Raw genomic sequence first — 23,705 nt, 5'->3', positions numbered from 1 at the left:
AGGCCGGCGGCGTGCGCGCGTTCCAGGGTGCCGAGCCCGAGGGAGGCGTACGTGGCGAACACGGTGACCTTGTCCAACGGCCGCGCCCAGGCGACCAGCTCGTCCACGGCCGTGGTGTTCGGGAAGGATGCCTCCGGCCCGCGCAGGGACGAGACCCCGATTAACGCTCGGAGGGGGGTTTGTTGGTGTGCCGAGTGTTTGTTGGCCTGCGATGTTGTGGGTTCGTTGAGAGAGGCCGGGTGCACGGTTCCAGCGGGCAGTTCGGGGTGTGAGCTGGGGTTGTGTCGTGTGCGCTGAGTGGGACCGGGCTCGTTGTGGGTTTCACCAGCGCGTAAAGGCTCGGTTGGCGTTTGTGCTGGTCAACGCTGTTTTGCCTGGTCGGTGGGTGGGGGTTAGCGGCTGCGGGTGGGGCGGTTGTGTTGTTCGGCGAGGTGGTCGAGTTGTACGGCGTCTGAGGGCAGCTTTGGTGATGCGTTCGGTACCGTCGTGGATGGCGGTGATGGCTGCTTGGCGGATAAGTCTTGTGAGAGATCCGATGCGGCCGGCGGTGCGCTGGTGGAGGTAGGCGGTGTGCCGGAGGAGGACGCCGGGTTTGTGGTGGGTGAGGTCGAGGGCGTTCTCGATGTCGGTGATGACGTCGCGGAAGGGTTCGCGGGTGCCGTGGCGGGCGGGGAGGGGGCCGCAGGTGATGAGGGTGGCGCGGCCGGCGAGCTGGGCGCCGGGGGTGCCGCTGAACAGGGGTGTGTCGGTGACGTTGATGCCGGCGTAGACGAACGTCGCGGGGAGGCGTTCGGTGAGGTCTTTGAGCAGGTCGGCGGCCTGGGCGCCGGTGGTGGTGCGGGGGTTGAGGCGGTGGATTTCGTCGATGAGGACGAGTTGGACGCCGGCTTGGGTGTAGGTGTGGCAGACGGCGTCGGTGATCTGGGTCTGGGTCATGCGGGTGGTGGTGGGGATGCCGAGGTAGCGGGCGAACTCGGTGATGAGGGTTTTCGCGGTGGCGCCGGGCGGGACGAGGACGTACGCCACGGGTGCCGTGGAGTGGGCTGATCCGGGCGGTGCGGGGTTTTTGCGGGTGTGGGCGAGGTGGCAGGCGCGGCCGACGTTCAGCAGGGCGGTGGTTTTGCCGGCGGCGGCGGGTCCGGTGACGATGAGGGAGGGCCGGGCGGTGGTCTGCTGATGGCGGCCGAGGATCATCAGGGTGCGGACCTGGGTGGCGAGTTGGCTGATGGCGGGGGTGCGGATGGTGACGAACGCGGAGTGGTAGGCGAGGCGTTCGTCGCGGCTGCGGGGCGGGTCGTCGGGCTGGGGCGGGGAGACGGGGTCGGTGGTGGCGAAACGCTGCCAGCCCTGCCAGGTGGTCAGGGGCCAGGACGGCTCGGCCGTGTTGCCGCTGCCCGCGTCGGCGGGTGCGCTGCGCGGTTGGTGCGCTGCGGGGTGGGGGCGGGTGTTCACCACTTGTCGGCTTCCTCGTATGCGTCGTAGAGCCCGAATCCGGCGACCGCGGCGGGGCGGGTGTCGTCCTCGGGGAGGTCGTCGAGGTCGTCGATGCTGTCGTCCTCGCCGTGCTGCGCCGACTCGCCGGTTATGGGGCCGGTGCCGTATTGCGGGTGCCGTGCGGCGGGAACCGGCAGCGTGGTGGCGCGGGCCAGGAGAGCTTGTTCGGTGGTGGTGGCGTGGCCGCTGTGGACACGGCGCATGAGCTGGTCGAGGGCGTCGGCCAGGCCGGCCTCATGCTGCTGACTGTCGTCGTGGTTGTTGCGGTGGGCGTGGCTTCGGATGTGCTGCCAGGTGTGGTCGTTGAACGGCTGGTGGACGTGGTCGCGGTGGATCCAGGGGATTTCGGTGAGGTCACCGTCGGGGAGGCGGATCCAGATCTGGCGCACGTCGTGGGGGTTGTAGTGGATCTCCCATTTCCCGCCCCGGCCCGCGACGGGGGAGGCCTGGCCGCGGTACGGGGCGAGGAGATCGTGGTCGTAGGTGCGGTGGTGGATGGTGATGCCGGCGGGGGTGATCGCCTGCCAGCGCACGGGCAACAGCTCGAGGTAGTCGCGGCCGGTCAGCGGGACGGAGACGTGTCCGGCGACGGCGACGAGCGCGGCCCACATCTGGTTCGGCGTGAGGGCTTTGCGGGGCATCATCGGGTGGCGCAGGCCTTCGTGGGGCCGGTGGTGGTAGTGCACCAGCCACTCATCAAGCAGGTCCTGCAGTTGGGCGACGCTGTAGCAGGTGTCTTTCTCGGTGTCGGGGCCGCGGCGGGTGACGTCGGATCCGGTGTAGCCGGGCAGGTGCTGGCAGAACAGCGCGTTGATGGTGCCGAAGGTCCGCTCGACAATGCCTTTGGCGGTGGGGGCGCGGGGCGGGGCGGGCTGGACGCTGATGCCGAGGTGCTCGCAGGCGGCGGTGAATGCGGCGGAGACGAAGACTTTGCCGCGGTCGACGACGATCGTCTCGGGCAGGACGACGGGCCGGGCCGCCGCGCCGGCCAGCCGCTCGTCGAGCGCGGCCAGCTGACGGTGGGGGAGTGCGGGAGTGTGGTCCATGCGCAGGATGTCCGGCCAGGTCGGCCGGGCGGGGTGCGGGACGGCCATCTCCGCCAGCAGCAGGGCCGCGTCGACGGCCTTGGTCGCACTCGGGCACAGCACGGCGGCGAGGATGGCGCGGGTGGCGACGTCGACAGCGATGGTGAGTTCGGGCCGGGCCAGGCGCCCGTCGTCGAAGAGGGCGAGGACGTCCAGGCGGGTGGTGTCGACCTGGACCTGTTCGCCGGGCCGCAGCGCCGTAGCTGGGGTGAAACCGCCCGTCGACGCTCGCCGGCACCTGCCTCACCGGCCCGGTGGGCAGTTCACCGGGCCGGGCCAAGGTAGTGACCAGGCGGTACAGCGTGGCTTGGGACGGCGCGGGCACCGTGCCGGGGCCGTGACGGTCTTCAAGGATCTGGTTGATCAGCGGGAACAGGCCGTTGATGGTGCCGCGGGAGCGGCCGCGGCGGCGGCGCAGCGCTTCGCGGACGGCGGCGACGACCCGTTCGTCGGCCCGGCCGGTGGGGCTGGAGGCGCGGGTGGTGCGGTGGTCGAGGAGCCCCCACAGGCCTTGTTTGCGGTAGGCGAGCCGCATGCGCTGCACCGTGGTGCGCGACACCCGTCCGACGCCCAGCGCGGTCAGCTCTTCCGCTTTGGCCTGCTCGCGTTCGGCCAGCGTGTGCCGCTCGGGGTCGTACTGCGGCTGTACTACTCCTTCGCTGCCGGGCCCGCCGACCAGGCCGCATTCGACTTCCCTGACGTGCCGCTGCCACGCCAGCGCTTTCTCACGCGCCGCGGCGGGGGCGGTCTCGAACAGCCCCCACTGCGGGGCCGCCTGCGGCGCGTCGGCGCCGATGACGGTGAAGCCGGGGTCGGCGAACAGGTGCTCGGCGAGCACGGCTTGGCCGCCGCCGTCCGGGCCGACGAGCCGAATCTCCTGCCCCGAGAGGCCGACGACCTGCCACGGCACTCCACGGAAGCGGACGCGTGCACCGACGGTCACGGCCGGTCGGGCATTGCGCCGCGCGGTCACCCGGCATCCCCCGTCTCGGGGCCGCTCCAGCCCTGCGGGCCGACGGTGACGCGTTCGTGCAGTGGCGTGTCCAGGCAGGCCGTCAGCTGTCCGTGCCACAGGGCGTGGAAGACACAGGGGAGGACCTCGATCGGGTCGCCGACCGCTTCGGTGCCCTCGATCAGCGGCCGCGGCCGCGTGAACGCCGCCAGGACGGCCTCCGTCAGGCCGGGCCGGCCTGCGTTGCGGGGGTGGCGGTAGCCGGCCAGCCATTTCAGGTTGGCGGCCAGGACGCCGTCGAGCGGTGGGAGGCGCCGGTAGGTCCAGCCGATGTCCGCGCACGCCTGCGCGACTGCCTCGGTGGCCTTCCTGGCGCGTTCGCCGCCGGCGCCCGCGTGGCTGGGGCAGTCGGCGAGCAGCGCGGTGCCGTCGGCACGGCGGGCGAAGAGCTGCGGCACCCAGGAACGCACCTGTCCACGCGGGGTGCGCCACAGCAGCCGCACCGGCCGCCCCGCCAGGCCCGTCACGTCCGGGTCGCGGTCCAGGACCATCAGCTGGGCGCGCATCGCGTTCGACCCGGCGGACACGTGCCGCCCTGTGGTCGCCGACCACCACAGGCCCGGCCCCCAGCGTCGCCCCGGGACCACCGGGAACGCCGACACCGGCGGCAAGTCCTCGAACGCCACGGTCATGGCGGCATCCGCCCACCGCTGCTGCACCGCCTGCCCCACCGGGTCGAGGAACACCGCCTCGAACCCCCCGCCGCCCTGGTCCACGGCCGCTCGCCCTGCCTGGCTCCGGTGCCGGGCCGCTCCTGTGCTGGTCACCCGCGCCAGCCAAGCCGCTCCCGCCCGCCCGAACCGCCATTTTCAGTGTTTCTGCCACGAACGAGTGCCGTATCAGCTAACAGCCGACTCGCCCTGGCGCATCGCTCTCAGCCGCCGTTCTCCCGCCTGTCCGCGGTCAGCATCTTTTGGAGCACCTCGACGGGCATGTCCACCCACCGGGCCACCTCTTCCAAGGGCACGCCGCCGTTCACCGCTGCCAGGGCGGTCCGTTTCCAGGCGTTCTCGATCAGGCCGGCGCTGTGTCCGAGGCCGCGCAGCAGCCGCCGGGCGACGTCGGAGGTCGGCCCGGTTTACACCCCGCGCAGCTGCAGCAGCTGCTCCTCGGCGCTCTCGATGGTGCTGGTGATCAGCCTGCGCTGATCGGCGGGTACCGCAGCCCGCCACATCGTCCCCGAACCGGGTGCCTTCTTCTCCTTCCAAGGGCATCATCCCCGCCACCGCAGCCGGCCCGGATGACGTCCTGACCGGGTTCGAGGCCATCCGTCGGGCCCACGCCGCCGGCACCGACATCAAGGCGCACGCCCGCGTCTACGTCGGCGAGGCCCGCCGCGACGACCTCCTGCCCCAGGCGCTGACTGCCCCGTCCTGGGACGGGGGCGTGGACGCCTTCGTGCCGTGGATGCAGGACCTCGCCGGCGCCGAGCGGTTCTCCCTGGTCATCAACAACCTGGAGACCGTCAGCCCCGCCCTCGCCGCCGGCCTCGGCACCTTCCTCAAGACCCTCATCGACGGGTGGGGCCTGCCGCTGGGCGGCGCCGAACAGGTCGCCTTCGCCGGGAACTACGCGGGCACCGCCTTCGGGATCCACGAGGGCTACGAGGACGCCTTCCTCGTCCACCTCGGCCCCAACGCCAAGAACTTCTATTGCTGGCCCGCCGAGCAGTACGAGAAGCTCACCGGCGGCAAGGAGCCCACCATGGGCGACTACCGCGCGCTGCTGGAGGAGGCCGAGCACTTCCTTCTGGAGCCGGGCGACGCCCTCTTTCTGCCCCGCCGGGTCTTCCACGTCGGCACCCAGGACTCCTTCTCCGTCTCGGTGGCCGTGCCGTTGTACACCTACCCGTACGCGCAGATCCTGCAGAGCCGCATCATCCCGGACGTCCTCGCCGACCTGGCCGGGGACGGGCCCGACGACCCGCTCAACGAGCCCTCTGCGATCTAGAGCGTGTCGATGATGAAGACATCAAGTGCCTGGGTGACGATGTCTATCGGATGTGCGAACGACCTGCTGAAAGTTTCGGTACCGCCGTATATCATCCCGACGGGGTTGCGGACAAATTCAAGCTTCCAAACGATCGAACCCGAATCCCCCTCTTCGCTGAAGTGACCTAGGGTTCCCTCTATTCCGATACCACCAGAGAAGAAGGCTTTTCCCATCGGATATTCGACCCAGTGGGAAGCGCCGACCTCCCGGACGATGCCTGCTGTGATTTCCGTTGTGCGCCCGCTCTTGAAGACGAGTGAGTCCAGTGTCACCGCTGCGGTGGTGGAGCTGATCGGCACCTCGACGGGGCCGAGCACTCCGGTCATCAGGATGTTCGGGCTCACGTTGGAAGGAGCGGCCCAGGCCGTCGCACCGTCGACGGAATTGATGGACCCGTCGAACTTCAGCTCGACGAAACGCTCCAGAACGGCGATCAGATCCTGCGGGGAGGATCCGCCGTCACGCCCACCGGGTTGAATGATGACGTCCCCGAGCTGGGCGTTGTTGTTGTTCGCGAGAACGTGGTTGCAGCCGAGGAGGAGTGTTCTCTTGTCGCGTGGATCTGACCGGCCGGTGGCCAGGCAGCCGAGGGTGCCGGATGTGGGCCGTGACGTAGGTGTGCGATGGACCGAAATTCCCCCGGGCGCCGGTCGTTTGTGAAACGTGTAAGCCTGGGGTTTGATCATCCCCGTGACGACCGGCACCACGGGGACCTGCGGTGACGCTGCAGCCCCGACACGCAAGCGTTCGACGAGCAACGATTCGACGTCCTCGGTCTCCCGTGGCTGCGCCAGGTAGACGTTCAGCGTCTGCTGTCCGGATGATGCCGATCTGCCGATACCGACCCCCTGGATGTTCGTCATGTCGGTCACGTCCGCCGCAGACCGGACTTCGCCGCGCTGGTCGGCCTGGCCGCTGAGCAATTCCTCCATTACGGCTCGCGCCTCGAGCAGGTCGGACGGGAACTGGTCGGGGTCGAGGTCGGTCAGGGCGCGGAGGTGTCCCGTGCCCGTGATGGCGACTTCTTCGCGGGACTGCGCAAAGTCATCAGGCGGCGGCTCGCTCGCCGCGGGTACGGGCATGTCAAACCTCCGGACGGCATCGTGCCGAGAATGCGGGTGAGAGCAACCCCGCTAGGGCTCGGGCAGGATGTTCCTGCCGATCCACTTGAGCGATCTGGGCGCATCCTGTGGTCGCGTATAGATTCCCGTTCCGGTCTTGAACGTCCCGTCGGGGTTCGGCACGCAGTCACTCGGGAAATTCATGAAGAGCTGAACGCGGGTATCCACGTCCTGCCAAGCGCCCTGCCTCAGCTCGACCGTGCGGGAATCGAAGCCAACAATCCTGAATTCCCCGGCGCCTGTCCGTACCCAGTTGTTCGGCATGGTGATGGCCCATGTCTTACTGATGAAGGGGAAAAACGGATCGGTCAGCACGACGAACAGCTGCCGCGGCGATCCAGGCGACGTGTGCATGTCCTCGATCACTATCGTGTGTACGGCCACCGGATGCCTCCTTGAGAGGGCGGGGCTGCTTGCACACGTCGGCGCGCCAACTCGTCGTGTGCGTGGGGGCGCGTACATACCGCGCCAGCGTCGAGGGGGCGAGTCGTGGCGGAGGACATTCCGTCCCTGTCCACGTGGGCGCTCACATCACTGCCCCCGGTAAGTCGATTCTCCCACAAACGCGGGCCACCTGCCGAACAGACGGTGCGCAGGCGCTGCGCGGCTTCCGCCACCGGGTCCGTCTTCAAACTGATCTCGCCTGGAGCGGGAGTGATGCGAGTGTGACTGCCGCTTCGTAGAAGGTGGCGGCCTTGAGAGGTGTCAGTGGCACCGTAAGTCGACCGTCTCTCCTCCTCGGCCGATACACGGACGCCGGCGAAATGGTCCTTGGTGGCTCGAAGCACGCCGCTGCCGTCTGCCCAGTTCGCCAAGCTCGGGCGATCCTCACCGAAGGGGAGGCGCGCACTCCTGGCGCGGGGTGTGCTTCTCCTCCGCCCAGGGAAGTAACGATGTCCCTGACCTCACGCCTCGCTGTCCCCGTGGCGCGGTGGAATCCGAGGATGTCACATGCGCGCACAGCCGAGTGCACCGCGCTCGGCGACATTGATCCTTGTTGCAACCGGAGGTCGCCGTGACATTCTGGATGTGAAGACATGAGCAGGTCGGCGCGTGCAGTCCCCGGCTCAGCTGGGTGCAACGCCCAAACCCCGGCTCTGTGCTCCCCTTCCTTTGGCACGACACGGAGTTATCGGGACATCTCAGTCGCCGGGGCGTCGTCTTCCAGGATGTTCAGAGCCACAGGGAAGCGACATGGCCGAGATCAGAATCGACAGCAGTGGTTTGACCTTCACCAAGTTTTCTGTCTCAGGACACAGCCCAGATGTCGTAGACGGCGCGAGCGCGCCTGTGCTCTCCCTCGCTCCCGGGGTCTACGGCATCGAGCAGGTCCCCGGCCGGCCGGCGAGCTTCGAATTCCAGGTCACGCAAGAGGGGTTCGTCGAGTACAACGCCGCCAACGACGTCTTCCTCGGAGGACGCGGCACCAGCACGCTGATTCTCCGCGGCTTCCCCGTCACGCTCGACGGGCGGGCGCTGTCGCATGACCTGGAGGCATTCCTCAAGGGCAGCGCGGCACGGTTCTCGAGGAGCACGGCCCACGAGCTGACGCTCCTGCCAGCCGAGGGGTACGGATTCGTCCCCGGCCCGAGGGTAGTGGTGCCGTTGTTCGACGTAGGTGTCGACGGAGCGGTGCGCCTGGCCGAAACCGTGGCGCAGTGCGGCTCGGTCGGTGTCTCCCCCAACGGCACACCCCTGGTCACCATCCACGGAATCACCGTCACCATCGACGGCCGAGCCCTCTCCCACGACCTTCGGCCGTTCCTCAACGGAAACGACTCGGTGCTTTCGCGCGCCACCGTCCATGAATTGGTTCTGATCCCTGCCGAGGGCTACGGATTGGTCCTGTCGCGAGGCTTCGAGGACTTCCGTTTCGCGGTGACGCCCGACGGACAGGTGAGACTCCACCCAGACCACGTCGGCTTCGCGGAGGTGAGCGGGCTCACCCTGACGCTGCGCGGGTTCAAGGTAACCATTGACGCGACAGCTCTGTCCCATGATCTGAATCCGGAGCTTCTCGGGTGGACTGCCGGTCCGCTGAAGCGGACGACTACCCATGAGCTGACCCTGATGCCGGGTCAGAGCTACATGTTCATTCTCGCCAGGGGTATGGCCGACTTCCGTTTCGCGGTGACGACCGACGGGCGGATCAGTATTGGCCCGGAACATGCGGCGTTTGCTGAGGTCGCTGAGCGGACGCTGACGCTGCGCGGGTTCAAGGTAACCATTGACGCGACAGCTCTGTCCCATGATCTGAATCCGGAGCTTCTCGGGTGGACTGCCGGTCCGCTGAAGCGGACGACTACCCATGAGCTGACCCTGATGCCGGGTCAGAGCTACATGTTCATTCTCGCCAGGGGTATGGCCGACTTCCGTTTCGCGGTGACGACCGACGGGCGGATCAGTATTGGCCCGGAACATGCGGCGTTTGCTGAGGTCGCTGAGCGGACGCTGACGCTGCGCGGGTTCAAGGTAACCATCGACGCGACAGCTCTGTCCCATGATCTGAATCCGGAGCTTCTCGGGTGGACTGCCGGTCCGCTGAAGCGGACGACTACCCATGAGCTGACCCTGATGCCGGGTCAGAGCTACATGTTCATTCTCGCCAGGGGTATGGCCGACTTCCGTTTCGCGGTGACGACCGACGGGCGGATCAGTATTGGCCCGGAACATGCGGCGTTTGCCGAGGTCGCTGAGCGGACCCTGACGCTGCGCGGGTTCAAGGTAACCATCGACGCGACAGCTCTGTCCCATGATCTGAACCCTGAGCTTCTCGGGTGGACTGCCGGTCCGCTGAAGCGGACGACCACCCACGAGCTCACCCTGATGCCGGGCCAGAGCTACATGTTCATCCTCGCCAGGGGTATGGCCGACTTCCGTTTCGCGGTGACGACCGACGGGCAGGTGAGTCTCCACCCCGATCATGTCGGCTTCGCGGAGGTGAGCGGGCTCACCCTGACGCTGCGCGGGTTCAAGGTAACCATTGACGCGACAGCTCTGTCTCACGATCTGAACCCTGAGCTTCTCGGGTGGTCAGCGGGGCCTCTTTCGCGGACGACCACCCACGAGCTGACCCTGATGCCGGGTCAGAGCTACATGTTCATTCTCGCCAGGGGCATGGCCGACTTCCGTTTCGCGGTGACGACCGACGGGCGGATCAGTATCGGCCCGGAACATGCCGCGTTTGCCGAGGCCGCTGAGCGGACCCTGACGCTGCGCGGGTTCAAGGTAACCATTGACGCGACAGCTCTGTCCCATGATCTGAATCCGGAGCTTCTCGGGTGGACTGCCGGTCCGCTGAAGCGGACGACTACCCATGAGCTCACCCTGATGCCGGGTCAGAGCTACATGTTCATCCTCGCCAGGGGTATGGCCGACTTCCGTTTCGCGGTGACGACCGACGGACGGATCAGTATCGGCCCGGAACATGCGGCGTTTGCCGAGGTCGCTGAACGAACCCTCACGCTGCGCGGGTTCAAGGTGACGGTTGATGCGCGGGCGTTGTCCCATGATCTGAATCCGGAGCTTCTCGGGTGGTCAGCGGGGCCTCTTTCGCGGACGACTACCCATGAGCTCACCCTGATGCCGGGTCAGAGCTACATGTTCATTCTCGCCAGGGGCATGGCCGACTTCCGTTTCGCGGTGACGACCGACGGGCGGATCGTGCTGGATCCGCGGTACTCCCGTTTCGCCGTGGCTTCCTGGCGCACACTGACCATTTCCGGCTTCGTGGTCACCGTGGACGGGCGGGCTTTGCCACATGATCTGATGCCGGAGTTGTTGGGCTGGTCCGCCGGTGCCCTTTCACGCAGCGTCGCCCATCAGGTCACACTCATTCCGGCGGCTGTCTACGTGCTGACGGCGGTCGGAGTGCCGGGCGTTCGCTTCCAGTTCAGTCTCGGTGTCGACGGGGTGATTGCAAGGCTCGACGGGCCTGACGCGTTGATACTTTCCCTGGCGGCGCCACTGGCGCCCCGGGGCAGCCCGTTCGCACTGCGCCGCGCGCTCGACGTGGTTCGCCTGGAGCACGACATCAAGGTGATCGACGTGGACGCCAGGGAGGTGACGCTGGGCAGGATTCACGAGTGGCAGCGCATGGGGGCCCCGACGCATCATCCGAACTTCGGTGGCACTATCCACGGGTTTGTGCGCGGGGCCGAGAAGAACCAGGACCGGCGGCGCGAAGAACTCGCCGTCCTGCGCACCCGGCTCGACGGCGCCGCTCAGCAGCTCACCACCGCGCTCGACGCCGAGGCCCCCCTGTTCGGCGAGCGGACCAACGTGCCGATCGCACTACTGCCCGTGCGCATCGAGACGAAGTGGGCCGCCGACAAACGCAGCATCAAGGTGCGGGTGTACCCCGACGACATACATGTCGACGCGTTCGAGCCGGCTCTGACTCGCCACGAGCTCGAAGCGGCCCGCGCCTACTGGGCAGATCCGGGCGACCGGGCGTGGAGGACACTCCTCGGTACCGTGTCCGCACCGCGCGCGGCATGGGCCACGCGTGCCACACGCCCTGGCGCGCCCGCCCCTCGGCTGCGGGATCCGGCGCGCAGGCAGGCTCCCGAGGTGTCCACGCTGCCCACCCAGTGGCGCTTCCTCGGGTTTGTCGGCGGGCAGGCGGTCGTCGACCAGACCGGCACGGCCATCCCCGACCCGCTCCCGCTCGGCCTGCTCGCCGCCGACGAGTCCGCGCCCGACCACGGGCATGCGCAGTGGGCGATCGACTTTGACGCCGCGGTAGCCGCCGGCATGGGGGCCGTACTGGCCCTGCCCGCGGGATGCGACCACCTGGACGAGCTCTTCGTCATCGGGGTCAGCGACCTGCCACCGGAAGCCGGGGCGGAACGGCTGCGCCGAAACTTGCACGGTCACGCGTTCACCGACGGACTGGGCTTCCTCTCGCCCGGCATGCCGACGAACAACACGCCGGAGACCCGCTCTGCGTGGTCTTCCCGTCCGGTACCGATGCCGCCCGGCCCGCTGCCCGCTCTGGCGGACCGTACCGACGCCGCCCGCCTGGCACGAGCACTCGGACTGGACGCCGTAAGCGGAGCTGGACCCGGTCCGGGAACCGGTGACGCGGCGTTCCTCGCGGAGTGCCCGGGTGCCGGGCACGACGGCGACGGACCCATCGCCGCGCTGTCGCAGCTGAGCTGGTGGGCGCTGATATTCGCGTTCCAAACGGAATCGCTCATGCTCGACAGCGGCACCGCGCTGTCGGAAGAGGAGCGCGAGCAGGCCAACGCCCGGTGGCAGAAGGTGCGGGCTCATCTGGCCGAGCACGTCCGCAGCCGCGGACCTCTTCCGACCGTCCGGCTCGGGCGGCAACCGTACGGTTTCCTCCCGGTGACGGCTGTCGACGAGTGGGTTGCGGACCGCCCGGACGGCGCCGACGCGCTGATCCTGCCCTGGCTGCAGCGGCTGCGCCATCACTGGAGGGGCGCGCTCGCGCCGGGCTGGATCCCGCGCGTGACCGACGGCACGCCGGCCGACCGGATCGCCGCGGACATCCTGTCGAGGCTTCCGGTGTCGAACGACTTCGTGATCCGCCGCGAAACGACGTCCCGGGGCGGACACGAGAAGTGGGACGGCGTCAGCAAACGCGCGCCCAGTCCCACGGTGGCGGTTCCCGGCGTCCGGTCGGGAGTGCGATGGACCATTCCGTCCGAGCTGATCAGCAACTTGTCCTGGACTTCCGACACCACGGAACCGGACTACTCCCTCGTACCGAAACGCCTTGCACCGAACGCCGACAAATATCCAGACCTCTTCGACGCCAGCCACCGGCATCTCGCTGACGCCGTGGCGGTACTCCGCAACCAGCTCACCGACGAGCAGTACGTGGAACGTTGGCCGTTGACCGGTGAGGGCTTGCCTTCCCCCGACCGCAAGCCGACCGTCTTCGGGCACTTCCGCTTCAGCACGGCGACGCAGAAGCCCAGCGACTTCGTTCCACTGATGCTGAACGGCGACAGCCGGGATGTCTTCCACACCCATACTGGCGGCTTCTTCGGCGACGAGACGGACATCGCCTTCACGATCCCCCAGGCCGTCGACCGGCTGGTCTTCACACGACGGCAGGGCGGGCCGACGGCCGAGGCCGACGCAGCCGAGATCATCGAATCCGTACGGCCGGGGCTGTCGGCGGCCGATGCGATGGCGGCGGGTCTGAAAGCCCTCGCCGGAGTTTCGCCGAGTGAATTTCTGCCGCTGGCCTTCGAGTTGCTCGACGTCTACTCCCACCGGTGGGACGCGTGGGCGACCTCCTTGGCCACCAAGAGGCTCGGCGAGAGCAGGGCGGCCGGCACCACCGGCATCCGCCTCGGCGGCTACGGCTGGGTGGAGAACCTCTACCCCGGTTCGGCGAAGCCGTCCGACGGGTACGTGCACGCCCCCTCGCTGCACCACGCGGCCACCGCAGCCGTGCTCCGGTCCGGCTATCTGGCTCATCGCGACGAGGCTCCGCCGCCCGTCGACGGGCAGCCCCAACCCCAGGCCGACGGTGCGCTCTCGCCTCTCGCCGTCGACCTGACCTCCCGGCGGGCCAGGACAGCCCGCTGGCTGCTCGGCGGGGTCCGGCGCGGTCAGAACCTGGGGGCGCTGCTCGGGTACCGCTTCGAGCGGGCTCTGCACGATACGGATCTGGACCGGGAGAAGGACAAGTTCCGGCAGACGTTCCCCGCTCCGGTCGCCCCCGAGCCCACGACCGGGCAGCCCGACCCCGAGCTCTGGGCGCGCAGTTCCGCGGCGATCGCCGCCCGGAACGTCGTCGACGGCATCGCGCTCGCGCGGGCCCACGCGGCCGGCACGGTGGACGGGCTGCTGCTCGCCCAGGGGCGGCCAGCCGCCGACCCGCTGGTCCTTCCCCTGCTGAACGATCTGGTCGACGCGCTGGACGCGGTGAGCGACCTGCTGCTCGCCGAGAGCGTGCACCAGCTCGTCGGCGGGAATCCCATGCGGGCTGGCCTGGCCGCCGACACCCTGGGCAGCGGTCAGCACGTACCGGATCGGTTCGACGTACTGCGCACCCCGCACCGGGGGCGCGCCGTCACCCATCGCATCGCGGCTGTGCTGCCCGCCGCCCCATCGCGTCCTGCCGGGTGGGGTGCGGACCTGTTCTCCGAACTCGAACCGCGGGTGGACGCCTGGGCGGCGGGTCTCCTCGGGCCTGCCGCCGCATGGAAGCTGGCCGGTAGAGTCAAGGACGGATCGGAGTCGAGGCCGTTCGACGTCACGCTCGAACGGATCGGGTTCAGCGCGCTGGGACTGGTGCTGGATGCCGCTGGCAGCACGCACCGCAGGCTGTACGCCAGACTCGGTCGGCTATCCCAGATCTCCGCGACGGAGGTCGAGTTCGGCCGGGGATGGGACGAGCTACGCGCGGTCGCCGGCCGTATCCAGGGCCTGCTGGCGGGGGCCGGCCCCCTGCTGCCGGCACACGTTTCCGAAGACCAGCCCGGCGGCCCCGACCTGCCGGTCCCCGACAACGAGGAAGTGCGGCGGCGGGTCGCGGGCTTCGTCGCCGGCCTCGCTGACGCCGGGCTGCGCAACAGCCTCGGCATCGAGGGCGACCTGACCCGCCTCAAGGCACTTGCCGCGGACGCGACCGCTCCCGGCTGGCTGGGCAACGTGACCCGCGTCCTAGGCGAGCTGCTCGGCACCCCTCTTCCGCTCACCGCGCTGCTGCCCGGCGCCGCGCTGCCCGCTCCCGCGTCCGGTACGTCCGGCGCGGCCGTGGCCGACTGGGTGCGCCGCGTCGGCACGGTCCGGCCGGCGGCCCGGACCTGGCACGAGACGCTTCTGCTGGCGGGCGCCCGTGCCGGTCGTCCCTGTCGGCTGTCCGCGTCGCAGCTGCCCCGGGGCGGCGCATGGATCGGCGGGACCTTCGACCCCCTCAAGCGGCCCCGCGCCCGTCAACACCTGGTCTGCCACACACCAGCCGATCTGCCCACCGGCCAACCGATCGCGGGGATCGTCTTCGACGAGTGGGCCGAGGTGCTGCCCGGCGCCGATGCGCTGGCCGCGACGAAGACGGGCCAGGACCCGGTCCCGGTGGAATCGGAGATGACCGGAGTGGCGTTCCACTTCGACCGGCCCGACGCGAAGGCGCCGCAGGCCGTTCTGATCGCCGTGCCACCCAATCCCGTACGCGGCTGGACCGCGGACGGATTGGCCCTGGTGGTCCGCGACACCCTGGAGCTGGTCAAGATGCGCGCGGTCGACCTAGCCGATCTTCCGCTGATCGACGACATACTCCCCGCCTGCCGGGTGGGCGACTTCGGCACCACGGCGCTGGCGTCGATGCTGGAGGACTTCTGGATCGAGTTGGCGGAGGAGTAGCCGATGCCCCGGACAGCGTTTGAGCACAGCGGATTCTTCCGGTTCCGGCTGGAGCCGCTCTCGCGTACCCACGAGGTGGCCTCCGGGCTTGCGGCCCGCGTCCACGATCCGGCATGGGCCCTCGTCCGGCAGTGGCAGTTCGGCGAATTCGCCGGCCAGGACGCCGGCTCGCCCGTGCTCGCGCAGATCGACGGGCACAGCACCCTCATTTCCGCATGGCGGCCGGCAGGTCAGGGGGATCCGCCGACACCGGATGGTCCCCGGCCCTGGGTGCCCTACGACCCGACGACCGGTCCGCTCGATGCGCTCGTCGAGTCGGAGTACGGCGCCGGGCCGGACGAATACCTGCGCGTGGAAGGCGGCGCGCATTTCGTCCGGCTGCTGGACGAGGCGGGCCTGACGTCCAAACTCCCACAGGTCATAGCCGTATACGCGTTTGAGCCGATGCCCGCGGCGCCGACGAGCTTCGTCACGCTGCTCGCGCCCGAGGTCCCCGACGCGGTCTCACTGGCCAAGGATCTGGACGGCGACGGGCTGCGCGTGCCGGGGCTGGCCGCCGTCGGCGAACGGTGGATCGGCTGGTGGCACGGGGTCGCTCCCTCGACAGTCCCCGCCGGACCCGCTACGCCCGATGCGCTCGACACCTTCGATCCGCACCGCTTCGAGCACAGCGCGGACTTCTCGTTCGGCGACCGGGTCTTCCATGCCGAGGAGTACCTCGGTGACGGCCTGGACTGGTTCAGTGTGGATCTCGACCCCGCTGCCTCACCGGCACCGGCAACGTCCTCCGCACCCGTCAGGTCGTTCCATCACGAGGTGGTCCCCTCGACCGTATGCTTCGGCGGAATCCCTGCCGACCGCTTCTGGGAGATGGAGGACGCCCAACTGGACTTCGGGTCGACTGACGTCTCCGCACTGGACACCGGACGCCTGCTGATGATCGCCTTCTCGGAGGTCTACGGCAACGACTGGTTCCTGGTCCCGCTGGAAGTGCCGACCGGTTCGCTGACGACGCTGAAGCCGATCGTCGTCACCGACTCGTTCGGCGCCACGCACACTGTCGAACGCGCCGGGCGCGACAACCCCCACTGGAACCTGTTCACGGTCACCGGCGCCGACGACGGACTGCTGCTCCTTCCGTCCGGACAAGGCGCCGTCGGCGAGCGGCTCGAATCGGTGACGCTCGCTCGCGACGAACTGGCCAATCTCGCATGGGCCGTCGAGACGTCCTTCACTGATGCCCGGGGCGAGCACATCGACCGCAGGGCGCGCTGGCTGCCCAACGCCCCGCAGGGGCCACCGCCCAACCCGGTCGGTTCGTACGCGGTGCAGACGATCGTGCCCGACTACTGGCTGCCGCTCGTGCCGCACGCGATGACGGCGGCGTCGATCCGGTTCGCCCTCGTGCCACTGCTGCAGCCGGACGCGGAATCGAAGCCGCTCGGCCGTCTGCTGCACACCGACCACTGGGTGCACGAGGAGGAGGTGCCGAGGGAGGGAGCGCTGGTCACCCGCCGCCCGGTGCTCGCGCGGTGGTTCGACGGCTCCTGGCACGAGTGGGTCCGCCGCGAGAAAAACCCCAGCAGCGGCGAGAGTTCCAGCGGACTGCACTTCGACGTGGTCCGGCCGTCCGAGACATGGCCGTAGGCGGTACGTGCCGCGGCCGACGGTGGCGCGAAGCAAGTGACGGTGGCGCGAAGCAGCGGTTTCGTCATTCAGGCGGTTCGCCGACCATCGCGCTCGCCGAGAACGCCAGCTGGAACGGGCGCTGGAAGAGGATCCGCGCGAAATTCGAAGCGTCCAGGCCCTCCCAACCGGGAGGGTCCTGGCCGGGGCCGAGGGCGGGCGGGCGTCCGCCGGTCACCCTCGGTACGACGAATCCGTTCACTGTCGGGACCTCGTCCCAGGTGAGGTTGGCCCAGGAGTCGAACGGCGGGGATTGGGGCGTGCGGACATCGAAGCCGAACTGGGCACCGCGCATGGGTTCGCGCATCACGAACATCCAGTGCTCGGCGACGGCCTGCGCAGCGGTCAGGCCGGCGAACCCGTACAGGTTGGTGCGTTCGTCCACGGGCAGCACGAACCTGGGTTCCTTCCAGATGACGTCCGGGCTTTCCACCTTCCGGTCCACGGACTTGGCGGCGAGGACGACGGTGCCCGGATACCGCTGCAGTACCTCGCCGCGGATCAGGACGACGAGAAGGCTCGTGCCTCGGTCGGGGTCGTGGTCGCCCAGCTTGTCGTCCAGCCCCCAGCGGGCGATCTCGCCGTAGCCGGGGGCGGCGCCGCCCGGCGGCCAGAAGCGGGAGAACGGTGTGCCCGCCTCGTCCGTCGGATACTCGCGCCACCTGAGCTCGCGGTTGAACTCCTGGTTCAGTCCGACCAGCATCGCCTCCACGAAGGCCGGGTTGGGTTCGAGGAGCGTCGAAGAGTCGTCAGGGAAGGCCGAGATGCCCGGTACGGCCCATTCGGGCCAGCGGGTCAGCAGCTCCGCCCCGACCGGGAACCCGAACTCCGGGTGGGTCATGATCGGGCGCAGCGGGCGGGCATCCTGGTCGGTGCGTTCGCCCATCACCACCTGGCCGAGACGCGACGTCATGTGCCCCATAGCCTGCGGGACCGGGCGGATAGCGCTCCGGATGCGCTCGACGAGTGTGCCGGACGTCATGCCCAGACCGGCTGCGGCCAGTAGGGGTGTGGCTCGCTCCTCGGCGCTGATCTTCCGACGGATCCCGCGCAGGGCCCCCTGCCGCGCTGGCGGCCGCGCCGCCGCATGAGGCTCGCCCGGCTGTTCCCGTTCTTGCTTCATGACGAAGAGGGCTTCGAGCTCCTGTCTCGGGTTGCCGAACTCGGGGAACATCGGGCTTGCGATGCCTTCCTCGCAGAAGTCGACGGCGATCATCCACAGCCCGAACAGCACATCGTTGAGGGTTTGGGATGCGAAGGCGGCCGACGGGTCGCCGGCACGGGCCTCCGATGCGGCCATCGGCCCGTGTACGACTTCGCCGGCCGGCGGGGTTGCGGAGCGGTCGACCCCGGCAAGCCAGGTCGATGGCAAGGAGAGCTTCGAGGCGTTCAGGGCCCGGCTGAGGAAGGGCGCAGCGGCCGGCGCGCTCACGTCACTCGCCGGGACCGCTGCCGACGCTGGCACCGCGGCCGCCGCCACCTGCATGGCCCGGCTGCTGCGGCGGCGGAGCGCGCCGCCGGGGCGGGTCAGCCGGACGAAAGCCGTCGTGGCGACGCCGTCCGGGACGGCTGAGTGGCGCAGCAGCCTCGCGACCGGCTGTCCGCCCGTGCCCTCCTCCTCGGTCTCGACGACGTCACGGTAGAGCGAGGACAGTTCGGTAAGCGGGGCGGTCCGCATGGGGTCGAGGTGTTTGGCCTGTGCCGCCCGGGCGGCCTCGGCGGCGAGTTCCGTGGCCGCGAGGGCCTGGTTCGCCTCGTTGACCTCCCCGACCTGCTCCCAGGCGCGGGCCATCAGGAATTCCTGTTCCAGCTGGACGTAGCGGGCGCCGATCGCGGCCGCGATGCGATATTTCACCTGTGTGTTCAGCTCGTTCATCCAGCCGTCCGCGGGAACCTGCTGCGCGCCGGTGTGGTGGCTTCCGTACAGGGGTGCGGCGACGGCCTTCTCATCGCGGTCCGGCGGCATCCCCACCCGGTCGGGCTGCCGCCGGGCCGCTGGCGCGTCCAGGTGGTCGACGATCAGCTCACGGAACTTCTGCATGCTGGCCGTGTCGCTCCACACGTCTTTCGCGGTGTCGGTGTGCGGCAGCCGCAGGGCGCCGTGGACGGGCACGGTGACCTGCGCGGGTGCCACGCCCTGCAGTACGTCCTTGTGCGGCCACGGGTGGCGTACGTCCACGGTGCGGGAGCCGAAGCCGTCGAGGCTGTCTCCCTCGACCGGTGCGACCTTGCGGGCGAGGTCCTCGAACGATCCTTTCGGCCCGGTGCGAAAGTGCCACGAGTGATAGACGGGCAGCCGGGCGTGCGGCTGTCCGGGCGACCATGCCGGGGCGGTGCCGTCCGGCGGCGGTGTGTCGCCGAGACCGGCGGCGACGCCCGCTTTGGTGGCCGGGACCACGCACGCCAGCCAGCCTTGGCCCGGATCGAGCGCGCGCGGGCAGATCAGCCGGGCGACGACGTTGTCGACGCCGCTGCGTACATCCCGGGTGACGGCGCCGTCGGGGGTCTCGCCGTCCTCCACCCGCGCCTCGACGTGTACCCACGCCCAGGCGTCGCCCAGGTCGGGCAGTGCGGTCGCGGGGGCTTCGACTACGGGCAGCGGGACACCCTGCTTCAGGTCGCCCTCGTCGTCGCGCAGGACGAGCAGGGCCAGCCATGGCACTTTCCGGGCGGCCGGGAAGCTGAGCAGCCACGGGAGGCTCGCGTCCGAGAACTCCACATGAGCGAGGAAGTTGGCCGGGCTGTTCGGGCATCCCGGCGGCGGTTCCTCCCGTACGACCACCGCGCGGTCGAAGCCGATGGTGTCGCCGGGGCCGAGGAGCTGGAGGGCGGGGCCGGGGCGGTCGGGGAAGGTCTCGTCCTCCATGCCTTTGATCGCCCGGGTGATACGGACGGCGGGGCTGAACGACGGCCTGGAGCCCGTCACCGATGTCGCGTCGGCCGCGGCGCCGACCCCTGTGGACGAGATGAACCAACGGCGGGTCATCGCAGGATCTCCACCTTCATCGTGTCGATCGGTCGTTGCGCGGCACGCCACCGGTCGGCCCTCTCGGCCGCGCGCACAGGGCGGGCGAAGCCTTCGAGGACGAACGCTCCGGTACCGGCCAGGGCCCGGCCGTTCTGCGGCGGCGGACCGGTGAACCAGCCCGGCTCGACCTTGTAGCCGGTCTCGTAGCTCTCGTCGACGAGGTGCCGTGAGCCGATCCGGACGTCCGTATCGGACAGCCGGACGCCGCTCGTGCAGTCTTCGAAGGCCGGCCGGGACAGTTGCTCCTCGTCGTTCATCGCGAAGAACTCGCCGGGTACGAACGGCTCCGTGAGCGGTCCGAAGGTATCCATCGGTTCGTCCGTCGCACGCTCGACAGGGGTGATCCACCACGACTGCTCGGGCACACCCACCCGGTGGAACCGGGTGATCGGCCTCTCGAGCGGTACGACCTTCTGACTTACACGGAAGGTCGCGTCCGGTGCCGCCACCTCGCCGCGGGCCAGCGATTTGTTGGCCGCGTCGGTGTACCGGAGGCCGCTGCGGTCCGCCGGGCTGCGCTCGGCCGTCCAGGCGTCCGGCTTGGCCAGCGCGTCGCGCAACAGCGGGAGGATGTCCTCGGCCCGGGCAGCCGACGCCGGGAGTTCGCCCCACCGCTCGTCGAAGTCCAAGGACACGTCCCAGAACAGCACGGAGATGGTTCCAGTGCCGAACGCGTGCCAGGGCGCGGGCCCTTCCAGGGTGAAGTCGAGCCCTACGGCGGCCAGTCGCTCGCCGAACGCGAGGACGGCGACCCCGGCGTACACATGCACGGCGAAGGACAGCGTAGGCTCCCACACGAAGAGCGCGTCGAGGCCGAGGTAGCCCTCCACACCGCACCCGGCGATCACCGCGTCGAGGTGCAGGTTGGCGCCGAACTGCAGCGAGTTCGAGGTCAGCGCCAGATATGCCTCCGCGCGCAGACTGATGATTCCGTTGCCCAGGTCCATGGAAAGGCGCTGCAGTTGGGGTACGCCGGGCGGGCGGGCGTAGCGCGGGTGGAAGCCGCCGGCGGACACGACGAACACCGCCTCCCGGCCGCCGCGCAGCAGCAGGAAGAACTCACCGGCGACGGGCAGGCCGACGATGCGCGACCCGGTGAGGGTCGCCAGCAGCTCGACCGACGGCACACCGGGGTCGATCTTGCCGAAGACGTTGGCCTGGAGCCGGATGAGCGGCACGAAGGGATCCGGCAGGGCGATCGTCAGCCGGCCGACGAGGAAGGCCCGTACCGGGTCGGGCAGGTCCAGGATGAGCGCGGCGGACAGGGAGACCATCCGGCCGCCCCAGGTGATGCGCACCATCGGGCCGATAACGAACCGGCTCCTCGCGACCGGGAAACAGGCTTCCAGGGAGCCCGCTATCTCGTCGGCACGGGCGACGGCGTTGCCCGGGAACAGGATCCGGTCGGCGTTGCCGTCGAGGACCAGCCCGCGTAGACGCTCCTCGTCGACGCGCCGGTTGACGCCGACCAGGCCGCCGACCCCGTCGAGTGCGAAGCCGAAGCTGAGCTGGATCCCCGGATACCCGAACTCCGCACCGAGCAGCACCAGGAACGACAACTGCTTTTCATTCACGGGGAGTTGCAGCAGTCCGATCGCCTGTACGCGGACCACGCCGAGGTCGACGTCCAGGACGCCCGCGTACGCGCCACTGCCGGCTTCACCGCGCTGCTGCACCGCCCCGCCGCCGGAGACCGGGCCAGCGGCGAGCCCGATGCCCATTCCGGTGGGGAAGTTCGCCGTGATGCGCAGGGGGTCGACACCGATCCGGTCGGCGTCGAAGCTGACGGGCAAGCTGAGCCCCAGGCCGTCGAGGTCGGCGCTCAGCGGGAGGGCGGCCGGTTGCGCGAACAGGGACAGGGTGGGTCTGAGGACGACGCCGGTGCCGTCGTCGTTGAGTTCCAGTGCGAAGCGCCGTGCGGTTGCGCCCGGCAGGTTCAGGCTGACGCGGAGTTCGAGGCGGGTGCCGCCGTCCTTGAAGCGCAGGCCGTCCGCGCGGCTCGCCCGGATGGCGAAGTCGGTCTTGCGGGTGGTCGTGGCGCCGCTGTCGCCTAGGAAGGACGAGAGCGCGGGCGGCAGTACGGCGGCTTGGAAGCCCAGCACGCCGAGTTCGGCGGCGAAGGGGACCTGAGGTGACGCTGTCGCCTTGAGGTGGAGGGCGTCCATCGAGATGTGCGGCCCGTCGGCCGGGCCGCAGGTGATCTGAGCACGATGGGCCAGGGTGATCGTTGCGGTGCCCGCCGGTGTTACGGACGCGCCGCCGGGAGAGAAGGACGCGGTCCAGGCGTCCTGGGACTGCGCTTGGGCGGTGACGCTCCAGAGGCCGTCGGGGTGTGCGCGGCTGAACGTCACGCCCGGGGTGACGACGACATCGACGGTCGGTCCGGTGTCGTCCGGCCCGGGTGACACGGCGAGCACGGCGCGGGAGGCGCCGTCGGTCACTACGAGGGCCAGACCGCGTGGCGCTCCTGGTGTGCGCTCCCATCCGTGGGCGCGGACGGGTGATCCGGCGTCGGTGACGTCGCCGAGTACGTCGCGCATCAGCCGCAGCAGGGCATGGCTGTCGGGGAGGGCAGTCAGCGGCTCCAGGAGCCTGTCCTGCAGTGCCGAGTGCTCGCCGGTAAGCGCCTTGAGGCCTGCCAGCGGGTGCCGTAGGGTGCGGGCCGCGTCGTCGGCCAGCTTCCAGAACAGCACCGACACGGTCTTCAAGAGTGTGTTCGAGTCCATTTCCGCTCGCCTTCCCAGCGGAATCGCGGAAAATGCGGTGCTCCTTCGACAGTAGATCGCCCGCGCTTCCGTGGCGAGTTCACGGTTGTCGGTCGCGGATCGTGGCCGGTCCGCGACCGCCGGCGAGCAGGACGAAGCCGCGCACTGATGGCATGGTCAGACCGACGACGTTCAGCGCCGGCACCCGCCCCAGGCACGAACTCGAGGCTATTCGACCTGTGCGGGTCGCGCGGACGCTCGAGCCCGCGCTGACCCGGAACAACAACGGCAGGGTCGACAAGAGAGGAGGCGTCGCCAACTGGCGCCCGATCTGCTGCTCGACGGCCCCCTCACAGTCTGGCGAGGGGGCCGTCTATGTCGTGTACCCGGATGCCGTCGTGGCCCGTACCTCCCTGATCATCGGGCGACCAACGGTCGGCACCCGTGCGCATGGTGCACGACCTTGCGTCCGGCACCCGAACCAGCGTCCTGTTCACCGACGACATCCGCTGCCCCGTACACGTCAGCGACCTGCAAGATACCGACGGAATTCGGTCAATTTGCAAACCAGCAGGTGACCCCGGTTGACCCTGACTGACCTGAGTTCACAAGTTCGCGCAAGTTCGCCAAAACTCGCGTCTGCTCGCGTCCCGTGACCTGCCGAAACACGACCAACGGCCGAGAAGCGCACTGCCTGGCCACAGAACCAAGCAGACTCCCCTACCGTGGAACGGACCCTGATCCTTGGCCGATTCACAGCGGCGGGAACACTTCCAGGCCATGCCGGAAGACTGAGGCGGCCGCCGTTCCCTCGTCTTGATCGGAGCCGCATGCCCACGCCCCCCGAGCCCCTGTGCCGCAGCGATGCCACCGTAGAGCTGGTGAAATCTAGACGCTTCGGACGCCGACGTGCTCTTCGCCGCCCGTGTCTCCCACCGCCGGCGAGCAGTCCCTTGAGGATCTGAAGAAGGATCCCGAGCGCTCGCAGGGCTTGATCAACTACCTGATGCGGCATCGGCACCGCAGCGCGTTCCAGCACACATCGATGACGTTCTTAGAGGTCGTTTTCACCTTAACTGCCTTGGAGGATTTTTGTAGTGCCGGATGGCGGTGCGGAAAAGGCGGCAGATGCGGTCGGGGTTTGTGGTCCGAGTGGGGTGACGAGTGGGGCGGGATGCTGCTTGTTCCTGTCTCATCCCAGGAACGCCCGGTCTGTCGTCATGGCTGCGTGCTTCC

The 23,705-nt window shown here is 69.2% G+C and carries 10 protein-coding genes and 2 pseudogenes; 5 read left to right on the top strand and 7 right to left on the bottom strand.

Translation table 11 applies throughout. The features are described from left to right. Nucleotides 1–321 precede the first annotated feature (321 nt). From ABZ079_RS35355 to ABZ079_RS35345, 3 genes are all read right to left on the bottom strand, one after another. Nucleotides 322–1,455: an ATP-binding protein gene (locus ABZ079_RS35355; protein WP_356943547.1), complete on the bottom strand. Its 1,134-nt coding sequence runs from the start codon at nucleotides 1,453–1,455 to the stop codon at nucleotides 322–324. Then, nucleotides 1,449–2,642 carry a Mu transposase C-terminal domain-containing protein gene (locus tag ABZ079_RS35350; RefSeq protein WP_356943546.1) on the bottom strand — a complete coding sequence of 398 codons (1,194 nt, stop codon included), beginning with the start codon at nucleotides 2,640–2,642 and terminating at the stop codon, nucleotides 1,449–1,451. Before ABZ079_RS35350 ends, ABZ079_RS35355 begins: the two co-directional genes overlap by 7 nt. A 906-nt stretch (nucleotides 2,643–3,548) precedes the next feature. Continuing rightward, on the bottom strand, nucleotides 3,549–4,277 hold the full coding sequence (locus tag ABZ079_RS35345; RefSeq protein ID WP_356943556.1) for a TnsA-like heteromeric transposase endonuclease subunit: 729 nt from the start codon (nucleotides 4,275–4,277) through the stop codon (nucleotides 3,549–3,551). 502 nt (nucleotides 4,278–4,779) lie between these two features. Here ABZ079_RS35345 and ABZ079_RS35340 point away from each other — a divergent pair. Then, a complete protein-coding gene (locus tag ABZ079_RS35340) occupies nucleotides 4,780–5,541 on the top strand; it encodes a cupin domain-containing protein (RefSeq protein WP_356943545.1) in 762 nt (253 codons plus the stop codon). On the opposite strand, the gene ABZ079_RS35335 is transcribed toward ABZ079_RS35340, so the two are convergent. Both ABZ079_RS35335 and ABZ079_RS35330 read right to left on the bottom strand, forming a co-directional pair. Next, nucleotides 5,538–6,665, bottom strand: a complete 1,128-nt coding sequence (locus ABZ079_RS35335; RefSeq protein ID WP_356943544.1) for a hypothetical protein — start codon at nucleotides 6,663–6,665, stop codon at nucleotides 5,538–5,540. The two genes, ABZ079_RS35340 and ABZ079_RS35335, sit on opposite strands and share 4 nt — an antisense overlap. 51 nt (nucleotides 6,666–6,716) lie before the next feature. Next, entirely contained in the window at nucleotides 6,717–7,088 is a 372-nt protein-coding gene (locus ABZ079_RS35330) for a hypothetical protein (RefSeq protein WP_356943543.1), read from the bottom strand. Nucleotides 7,089–7,898: 810 nt separating this feature from the next. Here ABZ079_RS35330 and ABZ079_RS35325 point away from each other — a divergent pair. Next, nucleotides 7,899–15,050 carry a hypothetical protein gene (locus ABZ079_RS35325; RefSeq protein WP_356943542.1) on the top strand — a complete coding sequence of 2,384 codons (7,152 nt, stop codon included), beginning with the start codon at nucleotides 7,899–7,901 and terminating at the stop codon, nucleotides 15,048–15,050. A 3-nt stretch (nucleotides 15,051–15,053) separates the two neighbouring features. Continuing rightward, on the top strand, nucleotides 15,054–16,697 hold the full coding sequence (locus ABZ079_RS35320; protein WP_356943541.1) for a hypothetical protein: 1,644 nt from the start codon (nucleotides 15,054–15,056) through the stop codon (nucleotides 16,695–16,697). A 64-nt stretch (nucleotides 16,698–16,761) separates the two neighbouring features. Here ABZ079_RS35320 and ABZ079_RS35315 read toward each other — a convergent pair whose 3' ends face one another. Then, complete coding sequence (locus ABZ079_RS35315; protein WP_356943540.1) at nucleotides 16,762–19,722, bottom strand: hypothetical protein; 2,961 nt, start codon at nucleotides 19,720–19,722, stop codon at nucleotides 16,762–16,764. Continuing rightward, complete coding sequence (locus ABZ079_RS35310) at nucleotides 19,719–22,490, bottom strand: DUF6603 domain-containing protein (protein WP_356943539.1); 2,772 nt, start codon at nucleotides 22,488–22,490, stop codon at nucleotides 19,719–19,721. Before ABZ079_RS35310 ends, ABZ079_RS35315 begins: the two co-directional genes overlap by 4 nt. Before the next feature lie 350 nt (nucleotides 22,491–22,840). On the opposite strand from ABZ079_RS35310, the pseudogene ABZ079_RS35305 reads away from it, so the two are divergent. Further along, a pseudogene (locus ABZ079_RS35305) lies at nucleotides 22,841–23,003 on the top strand (dTDP-4-dehydrorhamnose reductase); the annotation flags it as partial. Between the two features lie 296 nt (nucleotides 23,004–23,299). Beyond that, nucleotides 23,300–23,523, top strand: a pseudogene (locus ABZ079_RS35300) (FAD-dependent thymidylate synthase); the annotation flags it as partial. Nucleotides 23,524–23,705: the final 182 nt, after the last annotated feature.

This window comes from Streptomyces sp. NPDC006314 (assembly GCF_040613075.1).
In the GTDB taxonomy this organism is placed as follows: Bacteria; Actinomycetota; Actinomycetes; order Streptomycetales; family Streptomycetaceae; genus Streptomyces.
The sequence above is the reverse complement of the archived record's forward strand: the minus strand, read 5'-3'. Positions and strand labels throughout refer to the sequence as shown.